The sequence below is a fragment of the Anabaena sp. CS-542/02 genome, assembly GCF_028331085.1.
GTDB lineage: Bacteria > Cyanobacteriota > Cyanobacteriia > Cyanobacteriales > Nostocaceae > Anabaenopsis > Anabaenopsis arnoldii.
On the sequence record NZ_JAQMTM010000019.1, the window covers coordinates 39,934 to 56,935 of the forward strand.

Annotated in this window: 12 protein-coding genes, 1 tRNA gene and 1 other annotated feature; of the genes, 4 read left to right on the forward strand and 9 right to left on the reverse strand. The window is 44.6% G+C overall.

What is annotated here, in order from left to right; all coding sequences use genetic code 11:
* The first annotated feature begins 23 nt into the window (after nt 1-23).
* The 4 genes from PN447_RS01735 to PN447_RS01750 all read left to right on the forward strand — a co-directional run bounded on the left by PN447_RS01735 (nt 24) and on the right by PN447_RS01750 (nt 9,224).
* Nucleotides 24-1,901, forward strand: coding sequence for a DNA-directed RNA polymerase subunit gamma (locus PN447_RS01735; RefSeq protein ID WP_271760302.1), 1,878 nt, complete (start codon nt 24-26; stop codon nt 1,899-1,901).
* 56 nt (nt 1,902-1,957) lie between these two features.
* The gene (locus PN447_RS01740) at nt 1,958-6,055 is read left to right on the forward strand and encodes a DNA-directed RNA polymerase subunit beta'' (protein WP_271760303.1); all 4,098 of its coding nucleotides are present in this window, start codon (nt 1,958-1,960) and stop codon (nt 6,053-6,055) included.
* Nucleotides 6,056-6,494: 439 nt separating this feature from the next.
* On the forward strand, nt 6,495-7,040 hold the full coding sequence (locus PN447_RS01745) for a GIY-YIG nuclease family protein (RefSeq protein WP_271760304.1): 546 nt from the start codon (nt 6,495-6,497) through the stop codon (nt 7,038-7,040).
* A 501-nt stretch (nt 7,041-7,541) separates the two neighbouring features.
* Nucleotides 7,542-9,224 (forward strand): serine/threonine-protein kinase, encoded by a 1,683-nt coding sequence (locus tag PN447_RS01750; protein ID WP_271760305.1) that lies wholly within the window; start codon nt 7,542-7,544, stop codon nt 9,222-9,224.
* A gap of 90 nt (nt 9,225-9,314) precedes the next feature.
* Here PN447_RS01750 and rplL read toward each other — a convergent pair whose 3' ends face one another.
* From rplL to PN447_RS01795, 9 genes are all read right to left on the reverse strand, one after another.
* The gene (gene rplL / locus PN447_RS01755; protein WP_271760307.1) at nt 9,315-9,704 is read right to left on the reverse strand and encodes a 50S ribosomal protein L7/L12; all 390 of its coding nucleotides are present in this window, start codon (nt 9,702-9,704) and stop codon (nt 9,315-9,317) included.
* 98 nt (nt 9,705-9,802) lie between these two features.
* On the reverse strand, nt 9,803-10,354 hold the full coding sequence (rplJ, locus tag PN447_RS01760; RefSeq protein ID WP_271731719.1) for a 50S ribosomal protein L10: 552 nt from the start codon (nt 10,352-10,354) through the stop codon (nt 9,803-9,805).
* A 218-nt stretch (nt 10,355-10,572) separates the two neighbouring features.
* Nucleotides 10,573-10,742 (reverse strand) — a sequence feature (ribosomal protein L10 leader region).
* Nucleotides 10,743-10,821: 79 nt separating this feature from the next.
* On the reverse strand, nt 10,822-11,538 hold the full coding sequence (rplA, locus tag PN447_RS01765) for a 50S ribosomal protein L1 (protein WP_271760309.1): 717 nt from the start codon (nt 11,536-11,538) through the stop codon (nt 10,822-10,824).
* A 58-nt stretch (nt 11,539-11,596) separates the two neighbouring features.
* Nucleotides 11,597-12,022: a 50S ribosomal protein L11 gene (gene rplK / locus PN447_RS01770; RefSeq protein ID WP_271731721.1), complete on the reverse strand. Its 426-nt coding sequence runs from the start codon at nt 12,020-12,022 to the stop codon at nt 11,597-11,599.
* Between the two features lie 6 nt (nt 12,023-12,028).
* Complete coding sequence (gene nusG / locus PN447_RS01775; protein ID WP_271760311.1) at nt 12,029-12,661, reverse strand: transcription termination/antitermination protein NusG; 633 nt, start codon at nt 12,659-12,661, stop codon at nt 12,029-12,031.
* Nucleotides 12,661-12,897 carry a preprotein translocase subunit SecE gene (gene secE, locus PN447_RS01780; RefSeq protein ID WP_271760313.1) on the reverse strand — a complete coding sequence of 79 codons (237 nt, stop codon included), beginning with the start codon at nt 12,895-12,897 and terminating at the stop codon, nt 12,661-12,663. Before secE ends, nusG begins: the two co-directional genes overlap by 1 nt.
* A gap of 173 nt (nt 12,898-13,070) precedes the next feature.
* Nucleotides 13,071-13,143, reverse strand: a tRNA-Trp gene (locus tag PN447_RS01785).
* Between the two features lie 144 nt (nt 13,144-13,287).
* On the reverse strand, nt 13,288-13,650 hold the full coding sequence (gene rplS / locus PN447_RS01790; RefSeq protein WP_271731724.1) for a 50S ribosomal protein L19: 363 nt from the start codon (nt 13,648-13,650) through the stop codon (nt 13,288-13,290).
* A 95-nt stretch (nt 13,651-13,745) separates the two neighbouring features.
* Entirely contained in the window at nt 13,746-16,973 is a 3,228-nt protein-coding gene (locus tag PN447_RS01795; protein WP_271760315.1) for an efflux RND transporter permease subunit, read from the reverse strand.
* Nucleotides 16,974-17,002: the final 29 nt, after the last annotated feature.

Below are 17,002 nucleotides of genomic sequence, written 5' to 3' on the forward strand. Positions count from 1 at the left end.
GGAACTATGAGGATATCGCTATCATGAGAGCTATTCAAGCTAACCAGTTTGATTATGTCAAAATCGGTTTAGCGTCACCAGAACGTATTCGCCAGTGGGGTGAGCGCACCCTACCTAATGGTCAGTTGGTGGGGGAAGTGACTAAACCTGAGACTATTAATTACCGTACTCTTAAGCCAGAAATGGATGGCTTATTCTGCGAGCGGATTTTCGGCCCAGCTAAAGATTGGGAGTGTCACTGTGGTAAGTATAAACGGGTTCGTCATCGTGGGATTGTTTGCGAACGCTGCGGCGTGGAGGTGACAGAGTCGCGGGTACGTCGCCACCGTATGGGATATATAAAACTAGCAGCACCCGTGGCTCATGTTTGGTATCTCAAGGGTATTCCGAGCTATATTTCCATACTGCTGGATATGCCTTTACGGGATGTGGAGCAGATTGTGTATTTCAATTCCTATGTGGTGCTTAGTCCTGGTAATGCGGAAACTTTAAGTTATAAGCAGTTGCTTAGTGAAGACCAGTGGTTAGAAATTGAAGACCAAATTTACAGCGAAGATTCGACACTGCAAGGGGTAGAAGTAGGGATTGGCGCAGAAGCCTTGCTGCGTTTATTAGCTGATATTAACTTAGAACAAGAAGCCGAAAACCTGCGGGAGGCAATTGCAGGGGCTAAGGGTCAAAAACGAGCTAAGTTGATTAAACGACTGCGAGTCATTGATAATTTTATCGCCACTGGTTCTAAACCAGAGTGGATGGTTATGTCTGTGATTCCCGTGATTCCGCCAGATTTACGCCCCATGGTGCAGTTAGATGGGGGGAGGTTTGCTACTAGTGACCTTAATGATCTGTATCGCCGGGTGATTAATCGCAATAATCGGCTGGCGCGGTTGCAGGAGATTTTGGCACCGGAGATTATTGTGAGGAATGAGAAGCGGATGCTGCAAGAGGCAGTTGATGCTTTGATTGATAATGGTCGGCGGGGTCGGACTGTAGTGGGGGCAAATAATCGCCCTCTCAAGTCCCTGTCTGACATTATTGAGGGTAAACAAGGGCGCTTCCGCCAAAACTTGTTAGGGAAGCGGGTTGATTATTCGGGACGTTCGGTAATTGTGGTGGGTCCAAAGTTGAATATCCACCAGTGTGGTTTACCTAGGGAAATGGCTATAGAACTATTTCAGCCCTTTGTGATTAATCGATTAATCCGCAGTGGGATGGTGAACAACATTAAGGCTGCGAAAAAGTTGATTTCTCGTAATGACCCTAGTGTGTGGGATGTGCTGGAGGAGGTAATTGAGGGACACCCGGTGATGTTAAACCGAGCGCCTACTCTCCACCGTTTAGGTATTCAGGCTTTTGAGCCTGTGTTGGTAGAGGGTAGGGCGATTCAGTTACACCCCTTAGTTTGTCCGGCTTTTAATGCTGACTTTGATGGTGACCAAATGGCTGTACATGTGCCTTTGTCTTTAGAAAGTCAGTCAGAGGCGCGGTTGTTGATGTTGGCTTCTAATAATATTTTATCTCCGGCTACGGGGAGGCCGATTATTACCCCTAGTCAGGATATGGTGCTGGGGGCGTATTATTTAACTGCTGAAAATCCTAGGGCGACTAAGGGTGCGGGCCGGTATTATGCCTCCCTGGATGATGTGATTATGGCTTTCCATCAAGGACAGGTTGATTTACACAGTTATATTTATGTTCGCTTTGATGGGGATGTGGAAACAGAGAAGCCCGATGTAGAACCTCTGGAAGTGACGGAAAATGGTGATGGCACACGGACTGTGATGTATAAATATCGCCGAGTCAGAGAGGATGCCCAAGGTAATTTAATCTCTCAATATGTCCGCACTACTCCCGGTCGGGTGATTTATAACAAAGCGATTCAGGAGGCTTTGGCGGTCTAAATTGTTGACGGGTGACTGTTGGGTGTTGACTTTTACAAGATAGGGAATTACTAATAATGACTAAGGAACAGGCTGTTTTTCGTAACAGGGTAGTTGATAAGGGTCAATTGAGAAAGTTAATTTCTTGGGCGTTTACCTATTATGGGACTGCACGGACTGCGGTGATGGCGGATAAGTTGAAGGATTTGGGGTTTCGCTATGCGACTAAAGCGGGGATCTCTATTAGTGTGGATGATTTGATGATTCCTCCCACTAAGCGATCGCTATTGGAAGCCGCAGAAGAGGAAATCCGAGCCACAGAAAACCGCTATCAACGGGGGGAAATCACCGAGGTGGAACGGTTCCAAAAAGTAATTGATACTTGGAACGGAACTAGTGAAGCCCTCAAAGATGAGGTGGTCGTCCACTTTAAGAATACTGACCCTCTCAATTCTGTATATATGATGGCTTTCTCTGGGGCGCGGGGAAATATTTCCCAAGTGCGCCAGTTGGTCGGGATGCGGGGTTTGATGGCTGACCCCCAAGGGGAAATTATTGATTTACCGATTAAGACTAATTTCCGTGAAGGTCTGACGGTGACTGAGTATATTATTTCTTCCTATGGTGCGCGTAAGGGGTTAGTAGATACGGCTCTACGAACAGCGGACTCTGGTTATCTAACCCGGCGGTTAGTGGATGTTTCCCAAGACGTAATTATCCGGGAAATTGACTGCGGTACTACTAGGGGTATTCCTTTGCGGGCGATGACAGAAGGGGGTAAGATTTTGATTCCTCTGTCTCAACGGTTGCTAGGGCGGGTAATTGCTGAGGATGTGGTGCATCCCGAAACAAAGAATGTAATTGCTCCCCGGAATACTCCTGTGTCCGATGAATTGGCGGATAAAATCCATGAAGCCGGGGTGACTGAGGTGGTAGTGCGATCGCCTTTAACCTGTGAAGCTGCCCGTTCTGTGTGTCAACATTGTTACGGCTGGAGTTTAGCCCACGCCAAAATGGTAGACTTAGGGGAAGCCGTAGGCATTATTGCAGCCCAAAGTATTGGGGAACCAGGGACACAATTAACAATGCGTACCTTCCACACCGGGGGTGTATTCACCGGTGAAGTAGCCCAGCAAGTTCGTTCTAAAGGTGACGGTATCATCCGGTTCCCCCGGAAACTCCGCACCCGGACTTATCGCACCAGACACGGTGAAGACGCTTTATATGTTGAAGCCAATGGAGTCATTCATTTACACTTAGACAGTCAACAGTCAACAGTTAACAACGAAACCCAAGTCGCCCAGGAAATCAACGTTACCCAAGGCTCTACTTTATATGTCCAAAATGGTCAGCAAGTAAAAATCGGTCAATTACTCGCAGAAGTGGCTCTAGGTGGACGAACAACCCGCTTGAATACAGAAAAAGCAGTAAAAGACGTAGCTTCAGACCTAGCCGGTGAAGTGTTATTTGCAGAAGTCGTACCCGAACAAAAGACAGACCGCCAAGGAAACACAACCACAACCGCAGCCAGGGGTGGTTTAATTTGGGTATTATCTGGAGAAGTCTATAACTTACCACCGGGGGCGGAATTGGTGGTAAAAAATGGTGACCGAATTTCAGAAACGGGAGTTTTAGCAGAAACCAAGTTAACTACCCAGCATGGGGGTGTGGTACGGTTACCGGAAAATCTCCCAGGAAAGAACGCTAGGGAAATTGAAATCATCACAGCTTCTGTAGTCTTAGACCAAGCTACAGTCACCGTGGAAAGTTCCCAAGGACGTAACCACTATTTAATTACAACTAGCAATAACCAAGTTTTTAACCTACGGACGACCCCAGGCACAAAAGTTCAAAATGGTCAAGTAGTAGCTGAACTAATTGATGACCGCTATCGTACAAATACAGGCGGGTTTCTGAAATTCGCCGGTATCGAGGTTCAGAAGAAAGGTAAAGCCAAACTGGGTTATGAAGTAACTCAAGGCGGTACTCTTTTGTGGATTCCCGAAGAAACCCACGAAGTTAACAAAGATATCTCCCTACTTTTAGTAGAAGATGGACAATTTGTAGAGGCTGGTACCGAAGTTGTTAAAGATATTTTCTGTCAAACCAGCGGGGTGATAGAAATCACTCAGAAAAACGATATCCTCCGGGAAGTAGTGATTAAACCCGGTGAATTGCTGCTCATGGATGCGGGACTCACCACTGCTGACCCTGGGGATTTAGAGGAAATTATGGAAGTGGATAATACCTTTGTCCACCCCGGTCAGGAGTTTCGCGGCGCTGTAGCAACCGAGTTACGCTACATTCAATATGTAGAAACTCCCGAAGGACCCGCTTTATTAAGCCGTCCAGTCATAGAGTTTTCAGTACCTAATCATCCAGATGTTCCTTCAACAACATCTATTAGCCAACAAACTGGGCGCTCCATACAAATGCGGGCAGTGCAGCGTTTGCCTTATAAAGATTCTGAACGTGTTAAGTCCGTGGAAGGGGTGGAACTTTTACGCACCCAGTTAGTTTTGGAGATTGAACAAGACGGGGAACAAGACCATAGTACTTCTCCCTTAGCTGCCGACATTGAGTTAATACAAGATGCGGAAAACCCAGCGGTACAGCGTTTGCAGTTAGTAATCCTGGAATCTTTAGTAGTGCGGCGGGATATAGCAGCGGATGCTACCCAAGGGAGTACAGAAACTAGCTTAGAAGTGGAGGATGGAGATTGCATTGCCCCTGGGTCAGTGGTTGCGCGTACTAAAATTCTTGCCAAAGAGGGCGGAATTGTCCGGGGGGTGAGGGAAGACCTAGAATCAGTGCGGCGCTGTTTGGTTTTGCGTGATCTTGACCAGGTAGTGGTAAGCAGCCGTAGCCAACCCAAAGTCAAAAAAGGTGACTTATTAGTAGAAGGGGCGGAGCTAGCTCCGGGGGTGTTTGCCCAGGAATCAGGGCAGATTACCTCTGTGGTTCAGAAAAAGACAACTGCTGCCACTAGTGAGGATTCGGCTCTGGCTGGGCAAGAATATGCTGTTTATATCCGGGTGGGTCGCCCTTACCGTGTGAGTCCGGGGGCTGTTTTACAAGTGGAAGATGGGGATTTAGTGCAACGGGGAGATAACTTGGTCTTGCTAGTGTTTGAACGGGCGAAGACTGGGGATATTATCCAAGGTTTGCCCCGGATTGAAGAATTACTAGAGGCTCGTAAACCTAAAGAGGCCTGTATTTTAGCTCGGCGCTCTGGGGAGTTGCAAGTGGTTTATGGTGATGGGGATGAGGCGATCGCAGGTAGAGTGGTTGAAGCAAATGGAGTAGTCACTGAATACTCATTAGGACCAGGACAAAATTTAATGATTCCAGATGGAGGGGCTGTTACAGCTGGAGAACCACTCAGCGATGGACCTTCTAATCCCCATGAAATACTAGAAGTTTTCTTTAGTCTAGGTTCAGAAGAAGGTATTTATGCCTGTGCTAGTCATGCTTTGCAAAAAGTACAGACCTTTTTAGTCAATGAAGTACAGATGGTGTATCAGTCCCAGGGGATTGATATCGCTGACAAGCACATTGAAGTAATTGTCCGCCAGATGACCAACAAAGTCAGAATTGATGATGGTGGGGATACTACAATGCTTCCTGGAGAGTTAGTGGAACTGCGACAGGTAGAGCAGGTGAACGAGGCTATGTCAATTACAGGAGGCGCGAAAGCACAATATACGCCCGTACTGTTAGGGATTACCAAAGCCTCCTTAAACACTGACAGTTTTATTTCTGCAGCTTCCTTCCAAGAAACCACTAGAGTATTGACAGAAGCAGCTATTGAGGGTAAGTCTGATTGGCTGCGGGGGTTAAAAGAGAATGTGATCATTGGGCGCTTGATTCCAGCCGGGACTGGTTACAACACCTATGAAGAATCCCCAGGGTTAGATGAATATGCAACCTTAGAGAATAACGGTGTACTAGATGACGTAGAAGACCCGCTGGATATGGTGTTAGATGACCGTACAGCGCGCAGTTATAACCTCGATGTTTCAGGATTAGGAGACGGGAGTTTTGGTGTTCGCCGTTCCGAGAAATCAACTTTGGATGAAGAGGATGACCTGATTGCTGATGATATAGTTAATGATTTGATCGAAGACGAAGAGGAGTATGAGGAAGATATCGATGAAGAGGAAGATGATTATTAGGAAAAGTGTTGACTTTTAAGACCGTGGGCGCAATCTGCTGCCATCAGCGCCTCGCTATCGCGGTTTTTGTAAAAAATCCTAGGTTTTAAAACAATGTTGGGAAAATCATGATTAGTTTCTTAGAACCCACTTTGCCACCCTTCGCCTTTCAACACCCTAGCAGCGATCGCCTAACAAACACATAACCCTCCAGTCAGATTCATCTGACTTAAGCTATCAGATACGGGTTTATAACCCCTGGCTTCTTAGAACTTAAGCTATCAGACACGGGTTTATAACCCCTAGTTTCTTAGAACTTAAGCTATCAGACAGGGGTTTATAACCCCTGGTTTCTTAGAACCCATCCACTAACCCTCCCGTTGTAAGGGGGGACTGGATTTTATTGTTTTTTGTGTGTTCCCGGTTCTCATTCCCTGTTCCCTGTTCCCTGTTTAAGACCATGACTAACGTCACAAAAGTTACCCCTTTAGCCGATATAGAATATATTCCTTATATTGATAAAAATGGCCAACTACCCGCAATTTTCTCCGGTAAAATAGGAGTATACGCTATCTTCAACCAAACAAAAATACTGCAATTTGTGGGATATTCACGCGATATTTACCTATCCATCAAACAGCATTTAGTACGTCAACCACAACAATGTTATTGGGTGAAAGCACAAACTATTGAACTTCCCAACCGGACAAACTTAGAAACCATTCAACAAGCCTGGATAGAGGAAAATAGCAGCCTTCCTTTGGGAAATAGAGATAACAAGCAAGCCTGGACACAACCTATTAACGTCATAGGACTAATGACACCAGAAGAAAAAGAAAAATATTACCATCCAGCCAATGATGAATTGGCGCAAACTAAATTAGTCAAAAATATAGCCCGGCGAGTAGAAGGGGAAATTTTACTACTCTTACAAAACCGTGGTTTACAAGAGAATTTGCGCTTTAACCCTAAGTTAAAAGAACAAGGATTACTAGATTTAAAGTAAACCATAACTTACGCCACACAGCCAAACACACCACAAGTCCCCAAAAAAAGCACCAGCCAACCTACCGCCCCGCCCCACAGTCCTCATGTGGGTATTTCCCTACTAGCATCTCATCAACAGAAAGCTAACTTACACCTAAAATACATGGGAGAACTTCTGATAGCCCCGTCTTTTAGATCCCCGACTTCTTTCATAAACTCCAATCCATTAAATAAAGCCTTTTCCAGGCTAATGAAATACACATCAATTGCCTATTCCCTGTTCCCTACTCCCTGGAACTAAACAACTTTGTACCTCACGAGCATAGGAAATGCTATATCTACAGCACTGTTCCAGTAAATAAATTACACACCTTAATATCATAAATCTTGTGGGGTAGGCATCGGTGCCCGCCCTTGTACCTACTCAGATAAAACGCGCTGCATATCAGAAATCGATTAAATTAAGATTTTATCATGTATCTAACCTAAACTCCTAAAAGGCGATCGCTTATAAATTTCCATGACAAAAACGCTACTTAATAATCGCTATCAAGTGATTCAAGTCCTGGGTGCTGGTGGGTTTGGAGAAACCTCCTTAGCAAAAGACACCCATCTACCTTCCCAACGCAGGTGCGTAATTAAACAACTCAAACCAACAGTCATTAACCCAAACAATCATAAAATGATTACACAAAGGTTTGAGAGAGAAGCAGCAACCTTAGAAATTCTGGGGAAGGGTAGTGACCAGATTCCTGAACTCTACGCTTACTTTTGTGAGCATGGAGAATTTTACCTGGTGCAAGAATGGATTCAGGGACAAACTTTGATTGACATTGTGGAAAGTCAGGGTTGTCAAACTGAAAGCAATGTGCGGGAAATTCTTTTGAGTTTGCTATCGATACTAATTTATGTTCACAGTCAAGGTATTATTCACCGGGATATCAAGCCAGATAATATTATCCTGCGTTCGAGGGATAATAAGCCAGTTTTAATTGATTTTGGAGCAGTTAAAGAAACCGTCCGTTCTGTGGCCAGTTCCCCCCATCCAGGGAGTCGTTCTATGGTAATTGGTACCCCTGGATATATGCCCACTGAACAAGCTATAGGACGACCTGTTTACGCCAGTGATATCTACAGCCTAGGCTTGACCGCGGTTTATTTATTGACTGGGAAACACCCATCAGAATTAGCAACACACCCCCAAACTGGGGAAATTCTCTGGGTGGATTTAGCCCCCAACGTCTCGCCACATTTAGCACAGGTAATTAATCAGTCAATTCAGCCCCATGTGAGCGATCGCTATAGCACCGCTAGTAAAATGCTCTATGCTTTAAAATCTGCTAGTGATACCGCCCAACAGTCTTCTATGACTACCGCCACAGTACATATTAGTCCTAAAAAAATATTATCAACTCACCAAACCCAGGCAATATCTTCTTTGCCAACTATTCCTACCAGCATCTGGCAAAAACCTGTTGTAATTATTGCTAGTTTATTGTTGGGTAGCGTCATAGGTGGGGTGGCAATTTCTAGCCTTACCCGTGAACAACAACCTGAAGTATCTCTGACGACATCATCACAACCCAGACCATTTTCCGAATCAACTGACATCAATCCGACTTCTTTACCAAACTCCTTACCTAAGGAACCTGCTGACACAGCATCTACTCTGCAACCTCCTGTAGAGTCGGTAGTACCTGTACAATCACAGCCCCAAGTAACTGCCAGATTTAAACTCACTCCAGAAACCCCACCACCACCCCCACAGCAAAACCAAGATGGGGCTCCTAGCAACAGCAAAATTTCCGGAGTACCAGCATTTCCTACAGGAACTTCTCAACAGACTGTTAAAGCAGTTTTAGGTCAACCCACTAGAACTTCCAACGGGTTATGGAATACTCGCGCTTTTCTTTATCAGTTAGATGAAAATGTTGATCTTGGTTACTTATTTGATCGCAAAACCGGAGTTTTGCGCCAAACTGAAGTATCTTTTACCCAATCTGTGGATCCTGAAATCATGCAAACAACATTAAAGGGGATCTTGGGTGGTAATTTTAAGGATGATATCAACCAAAAACTGCAAAAAGTACGCGATCGCCAAAGTACACGACAACCTTTTAATGTTGGTGAACTAAAAGGTGTGATTGAACGCAATCAACAGGATCGGATTTACATTGGCGTTTGGGATGCTGATTTACATTAAAAAAAGCCTGCTTGTGCAGGCTTTGTCTGAAAGTCCCTAAAAACAAAGGTATGGCTTACGCAAGCGGTAGCCATGGGGGAGCAATGTTAGTTACTTGATGGTTACCTTACCGCCGGCTTCTTCGATGCGCTTCTTAGCATCTTCAGCCGCATCCTTAGCAATGCCTTCTTTGACGGCTTTGGGTGCTGATTCCACCAGATCTTTTGCTTCTTTGAGACCTAAACCAGTCAATTCGCGTACAATCTTGAGTACAGCAATCTTCTTGTCAGCAGGAACGGAATCTAGTACCACATCAAACTCGGTTTTTTCTTCCACTGGTTCAGCAGCAACAGCAGCACCAGGAGCCATCATCATCATCCCGCCAGCAGGTGCAGCAGCACTCACGCCGAAGGCTTCTTCAATTTGCTTAACTAACTCAGATGCTTCCAGCAGAGTTAGAGTTTTCAATTGTTCGAGAATTTGATCAGTTGTAGCAGACATTGATATAACTCCTGTAATCTAAATTATGTTTTTGCCTAGTGAATGAAGGCAAAATTTGGTGTAATGTAGCTTACGCCACGCTCCGCTATCGACGAATTTTATTCAGCCGCACTTTCAGCGCTGTCACCTTGGTCTTTGTCAGCCACAGCTTGCAACGCACGAGCCAAAGAACTGGGAACTTCGTTAATACCCACAGCCAGTTTGGTAGCCAATCCGTTGATAGCTCCGGCAATTTGTGCCATGAGTTGCTCCTTGGATGGCAAGTCTCCTAAAGCCTTGACATCAGCTTCCTTGAGCAGGCGACCTTCCATAACCCCACCACGAAGTTCTGTCTTCTTGGTGGCTTTCTGAAAGTCTTGATAAGCCTTAATTGCGGATGAAAAGTCTTCTTTAACCAACAAAAAGGCAGAAGAACCTTGAAGCAATCCCGAAAGTGGTTGCCAATTCTCGTCACCCTCAATGGCAATACCCATAAAGGTATTTTTTGTTACCTTACAAACAGCGCCACTTGGACGTAAGCGCCGCCTTAGGTCGGTAATCTGAGCAACTGTTAACCCCTGGTAATCAATTACTAGTGCCAAAGTTGACTCACTCAAAGTTTCTTTGAGATCAGCTACTATCTCTTTTTTATTTTCTAGCGTTCTACCCATGCTTAGTTTTACCTCCAAGGGCAAAATCTTAATTTTCGACTAAGTAAAACTTGTTTAAATCTACTTATTTAGATTCAAGTCGGTTTTACCTCCTGCGGGTTTTTGTTCACAGGTGTGAATTCGAGAGCAGCCAATTCAAAAATGTTAATACCATTTCTTTGTGCGCCGAATTTCTTTGTTTCTTCCCGTCCGGGTATTTTTTGCTTTTACTATCAGCCAGTCAAAACAATTAACCCCAGCTATACTAGCCGGGGTTTGACAGGAAAACTTTTAATACCTCGATATCTACACCTTAATGGGTAGTAATTCGTGGTAATTAGAGCTTTAACCTCGGCAGGATATTTGAGCCAATGGCTCCTGCTGTCTCCGGCTTGGCTTATTTAGTTTTGGGAGGAGTACAGTCCTGACTCAGGTGGAGAAATGGATGATTTCAACTATCTTTTCTCTTCTCTAGTCTCTAATACCCTTTAAGCTACTTCAGCGACTTTTAAATCCCGTAGAGCATTGATATCGACTTTAATTGATGGCCCCATAGTGGAAGCTACATAAATTGTTCGCCAATAACGACCTTTAGCTCCCGAAGGACGGTTACGGTCGATAGTCTCTTGCAACGCCTTTAAGTTTACCAACAAATCTTCCGGCGAGAAAGACACCTTACCAAACATAACATGGACAATACCAGTTCGATCAGCTCGGAATTCTAATTTACCCGCTTTGAATTCTGCGATCGCACTTGCTAAGTCAAATGTTACCGTTCCCCCCTTAGGAGATGGCATCAGACCACGAGGACCTAGTAACTTACCCAGTTTCGCCACCTGTGGCATCACATCTGGTGTGGCAATTAGTTTGTCGAAATCCATCATACCTTGTTGAATTTCGTTAATCAGCTCATCAGAGCCGACTAGATCGGCACCAGCATTGCTAGCTTCGGCAACTTTTTCACCTCTAGTAATTACCGCCACCCGCACAGTTTGTCCAGTACCTTTGGGCAGTGTTACCGTTGTCCGCAGTTGTTGGTCTGTATATTTGGGGTCAATACCCAGGCGGATATGCGCCTCTGCTGCTTCAGGAAACTTAGCTGTTGCCGTTTCTTTGAGCAGACTCAAAGCTTCTAATGGCCCATACTCCCTATCTTCTACTTTTTCTAGCAGCGCCTGCAAACGGCGCGATATTTTTTTTCCCATTTTCATCTCCTGGGGTAATTTGCGAGACTAAATCTCTCCCCCGATAAGTTTTTTTTATTTACTCGGCGATGGTCACGCCCATATTCTTCGCAGTACCTGCCACAATCTTCATCGCCGCTTCTATATCATTGGCGTTGAGATCAGGCAATTTCGTTTGAGCAATTTCTTGCAGTTGAGCTTTTGTAATTGACCCAACTTTCTTTTTGTTGGGTTCATTAGAGCCTCTTTCAATTTTCGCTGCCTTGCGAATCAGTACTGATGCTGGTGGTGTTTTGAGTACAAATGTAAAACTCCGATCTTCAAACACCGAAATTTCTACAGGAATTACCATTCCAGCTTGGTCTGCTGTTTTGGCATTGTATTCCTTGCAGAACATCATAATGTTCACACCGTGTTGACCCAATGCGGGACCCACTGGTGGTGCTGGGTTGGCTTTTCCAGCATTCAGGGCCAGTTTAATGACCGCTACTACTTTCTTCGCCATTTCTGTTTAGCTCTGTTTTTCTACCTGATTAAATTCCAATTCTACTGGTGTATCTCGCCCAAAAATCGAGAGCAGGGCTTTTAATTTGCTACGCTCCGGACTGACTTCAATCACCTCACCTTCAAAGTCTTTAAAAGGACCTGAAAGCACGACTATCTTATCACCAGTAGCCATGTCAATTTTAACAATCGGCTCCTGTTCACTAGTTTGTTTGAAGATCCGTTCTACTTCTGATGCACCTAAAGGTACTGGTTTCACGTGACCGCGGCTTCTGCTACCCCCACGCTTTTGTTCTGCTCCCACGAAATTAATTACATGGGAGGTATTTCGTACCACCTGCCAAGTGTCATCTTCCATTACCATTCGCACTAGCACATAACCAGGAAAAACCTTTTCCTCTGTTTGCTGACGACTACCATCCTTGCGGATTTTTACCGCTGGCGTGTGGGGAATTTCCACTTGGATAATTTTGTCAGATACATCAAAAGTGTGGATACGTTGCTCCAAATTTGTCTTGACGCGTTTTTCACAGCCTGAGGCTACTTGTACTGCATACCAACGTGCTTCATTAAGCGCCGTTTCTGCTGTTTCCTCAGGATGTAAAGCTGAGTGATATGGTTCGTCTGTTGCAGAAGTCATCAGAATACCTGTTGTGCGAATACCTGTTGTGCGACCCAACCGAACAATCCATCGACCAAGTATATCAAAGATGCAGATAGTGTGACCATTAAGAGTACACCTGCTGATTCGCTCACTAGTTGCTTTCGACTAGGCCAAACCACTTTTTCCAGTTCTTCCTTCGTACCCTGAAAGAAGTTGGCTAAACTGAAGCCATTGGTGTTTCCTGGCATTTCTGCCTCATTTTTTTTGGCCACTGTCGTTTTACCCCCGTTTTCTCAATATAAGGTACACCCTGCTCATTTTCATTCCATCTTACTGGAAGCAAAAAAGCTGTAAATAAAAAATAATTACACCCGAAATAACTGTATCCATCTGCCATTTTAGCAGGAATGCTGTTTTTCCGGGGTGTGTTTTTTTTCCTTTCAAGCGCGCCCTGGAGGACTTGAACCCCCGACATCAGGTTTTGGAGACCTGCGTTCTACCAACTGAACTAAGAGCGCACAAAGTGGCTTGGATTCAGTCATTGCGCTGAACCTTTTTTAGTATAGCGCATTTTCTCCATTATGTCACCTTTTTTTTTGTCGGGGAAATTAGCGGCAAATGCCGCTTGATTGTCGAATTTTCTGCCATACTTTAGCCGAAATCTACAAGGCACGGTCAAACCGTTGTTTGATTCTGGTAGCTTTACCTACACGTTGGCGTAAGTAGTAAAGTTTAGCACGGCGGACTTTACCTCGACGGATGATTTTAATGTTGTCAATGCGGGGAGAATGTAACAAAAATACCCGCTCTACACCAATACCTTGAAACACGCGGCGGACTGTAATAGTTTCGTTAATACCACCATTACGTTTAGCAATCACCACCCCTTCGTAGGGTTGTACGCGAAACTTTTGTCCTTCCTGAATCTTCACACCGACTTTTACAGTATCGCCCACATAGATGATGGGCAAATCCGACTTCAGTTGTTCCGCCTCAATGGAGCGGATAATTTCTTGAGCGTTCATAGTGTTTCTGCTTTAAAAACTCACAATCACTAATCATAAAGCGATCATCCTCTTTCAGTCTACTTATTCAGAGCAAAATCTTGATTAATTCAACATCAGAACTTTTTCTTCCGTCCGCCCATATCGATGAAAATTGGCTTTCCGCGCCGCCAATTGCATAAATCTTCGGCAATACTGTAAAAACAAGGAATGATCAGCAGTGTGAGTAATGTAGCCAAAGACAGACCAGAAAACACAACCACACCCAATGGTTGAAGAAATTCTGAACCTTCACCAATTCCCAGCGCCAAGGGAAACATCCCTAAAACCGTAGTAATAGTAGTCATTAATATTGGACGTAAGCGTTGAGGAGCAGCTTGTAAAATTGCTGTTTTCCTACCAACTTTATCCCTTTGGCGAATTTGGTTCGCTAGTTCTACCATGATGATGGCATTGTTAACAACAATACCCACCAATAATACCGCGCCGACTATGACAGTAGCACCAATGGCTGTATTGGTGATGTAAAGACCAAAAATGCCTCCGGCCAAAGCCAGAGGAATTGTTAACATAATTACCAGGGGGTCAATGAGTGAATTGTACTGCACTGCCATGACGACAAAGACGAGAAAACTAGCTAATCCACCTAATAGTTGCAGTGAGTTCTGTAGTTCCTGATTAGATGCAGCGGCAGAACTGGGTAAAATGCTCACACCCTCAGGTAAACTTATATCGCCCAATATGCTATCTACCTGGGTAAAAGCATCACTGAGATTAGATCCCTCAGTCAAATTACCGGGAATTATCACTACCTGACGCTGATTAATTCTCTGAATCTCCGCAGGAGCTTCGGCTTTAGTAATTGTAGCTATATCCATCAGTCGCACCTGACGGTTATTATTCACGAACAAAGGTAATCTTTGCAATTGAGACACCTCTTGGATGGATGCTTCATTTAACTGTACCCTCACATCCACTAAACGGTTACCGCGTTGGAGTCGGGTAGGAACACTACCGGAAATAGCCGTCTGAATTGTATCGCCAATCTTGATCGTGGTTAAGCCCAAGTTTGCAACTCTTTCCCAGTCAGGAAGAATTTGCAGTTCTGGTTGACGGTCATCGGTTTCGGGACGAAATCTGACTAAAGTAGCTTGCTGTTCCAAAGCAGCTAGTACCTCTCCACCAGCTTGATCGAGCTTCTGTGTATCCTTACCCTGAAGAATAACATCAATATCAGCACCACGTGCTGGAGAATTACTGAGAATTAAGCCCCGCACCTGACCAGGGGAAAGGCGGAGGCGAATTCCTACTAGGTTGAGCTGGTTAATGTTTTGGGTAACTCTTTCTATGTAGGCTTCAGCATTAGTACCCGGTTTGAGGGTAATAGTGCTAGTACCTCTGAGGGGATTAGCATTGACATTTGTGCCGAAAAGCGCGCCACCAGCGGTAGAGAAGACATATTCAGTTTCCGGTTGCTTGAGGAGAATTTCATCCACCATAGCCATAACCTTGCGGTTGGTTTCTAGAGTCGTACCAGATGGAAACTGAGCATTTAATCTGACTTGTCCTGTACTAATGCGCGGGAGGATTTCTTGGGGAATTTGCGGAGCCATCCACAAACTAGCACCCCCAAAAACTACAATAGTGATCGCAACTGTTAAAAATCGCCAGCGCAACACTTCAGACAAAAATCGCCCGTATGCATTTGTCGCTGCATAAAAGCGGCGGTTAAATGCTTGTAATAACCAAAACTTACTCAACCCACTAGAAAATCGCCATGCCAAAGTCCGTGACGTGAGCATAGGTATAATAGTTACAGCAATCAAAATGGAAGCCGCCACAGAAAAGCTGATAGTGAGAATTAACTCATTGAACAGTAGTGATATAAAGCCGCCAATAAGCAAAAACGGCATCACCGCCACTAAGTTTGTACTGGTAGAAGCAATTAAAGCCGACTCTACTTCTTGACTACTGTTTTGAGCTTGTTGAATAAGTTCATGGGAATTCAGGCGAGTTTTACTGTCCTTACCGGAAGTCATACCTGCACCCTGAGCAATATTCTCCAACATAACAATGGAGTTATCCACCACAATTCCCACCCCCAAAGCTAAACCACCCAAACTAAAAATGTTGAGAGATAACCCAAATATTCCCATTAAGATAATGGCAGCTAAACTAGCTAAAGGAATAGCAATGACAATAATAAAAGTTTGTCGCAGGGAACCCAAAAATAGCAAAACTGCGACAGCAGCTAGCGCCGTACCCATCAACCCGGCCGTAACGACATTAGAAATGGAATTGCGGATAAACTTTGACTCATCCAAGGTAGATGTGAGTATTGTCCCTTCAGGAAATACACCCGATGCTTCGAGTTGTTCTAAACGTTTTGTGACAGCATCAACAACATTAACAGTATTAGCATCCGGTTGTTTTTGAATACTGAGTTTAACAGCTGGTTCCCCATTCAGTAAAACGTAGATGCGCTGCTGTTGAGAACCATCAATAACTTGAGCAAAATCTCGCAAATAAACGCGACGATCAGATAAGAGCGTCTGACTATTATTATCTGGTACCGAACGGACTTCAAAAGACAAATTTCTAATTTCATCAGCATTTTGAAACCGCCCCACAGTCCGAGTCAATGGCTCAGAATTAGCCCCTAAAAGCCGACCCCCAGCAACATCTTGATTGCGGTTTCTCAGTTCATCCAGGACATCTGTCAAACCCACACCCAAAGCTTGTAAACGGTCTAAATCAAGATTAACTCTGACTTCTTCTTTCACCCCTCCCGATACCTCTACCCCCGCCACTCCGGGGACAACACCGAGTTCACGCGCTAGTTCTTCCTCGGCAAAAACCCGCAAATCTAGGCTTTGTAGAGAGGGTGAGGTTAACGCAAATTCATAAACTGGTAACTGGGAAGGATCGAATTTGAATAAACGCGGTGTTTCAATGCTCTCTGGTAATCTCCCTCTAGCTCTATTTAAGGAGGCTGTAGCATCGTTTAGTGCTTGATCAATATTGCCCCCTGGTTGAAAATACAGGTCTAAACTCACGCTTCCTTCGCGAGTTTGAGAAAAAATCTGTAGTACACCTTCTGTGGACGAAAAGGCTGATTCTAACGGTCTTGTAATTTCATCAATTGCTACCTCTGGAGAGATTCCCGGTGCTTCTATTCTCACACCAATTCGGGGATAGGTAATTGATGGTAGTAAATCTACGGGTAATTTTATAATAAAGAATACCCCTAATACGAATACAGCTAGAGCTAACATCAGTGTAGCAATGTGTCGCCGGATAGAAATACTACTGATACTAAATCCGCCTTTCTGTATTTCTTGCATCTATTGCTCATCTCCGATAAAAGAAGCTT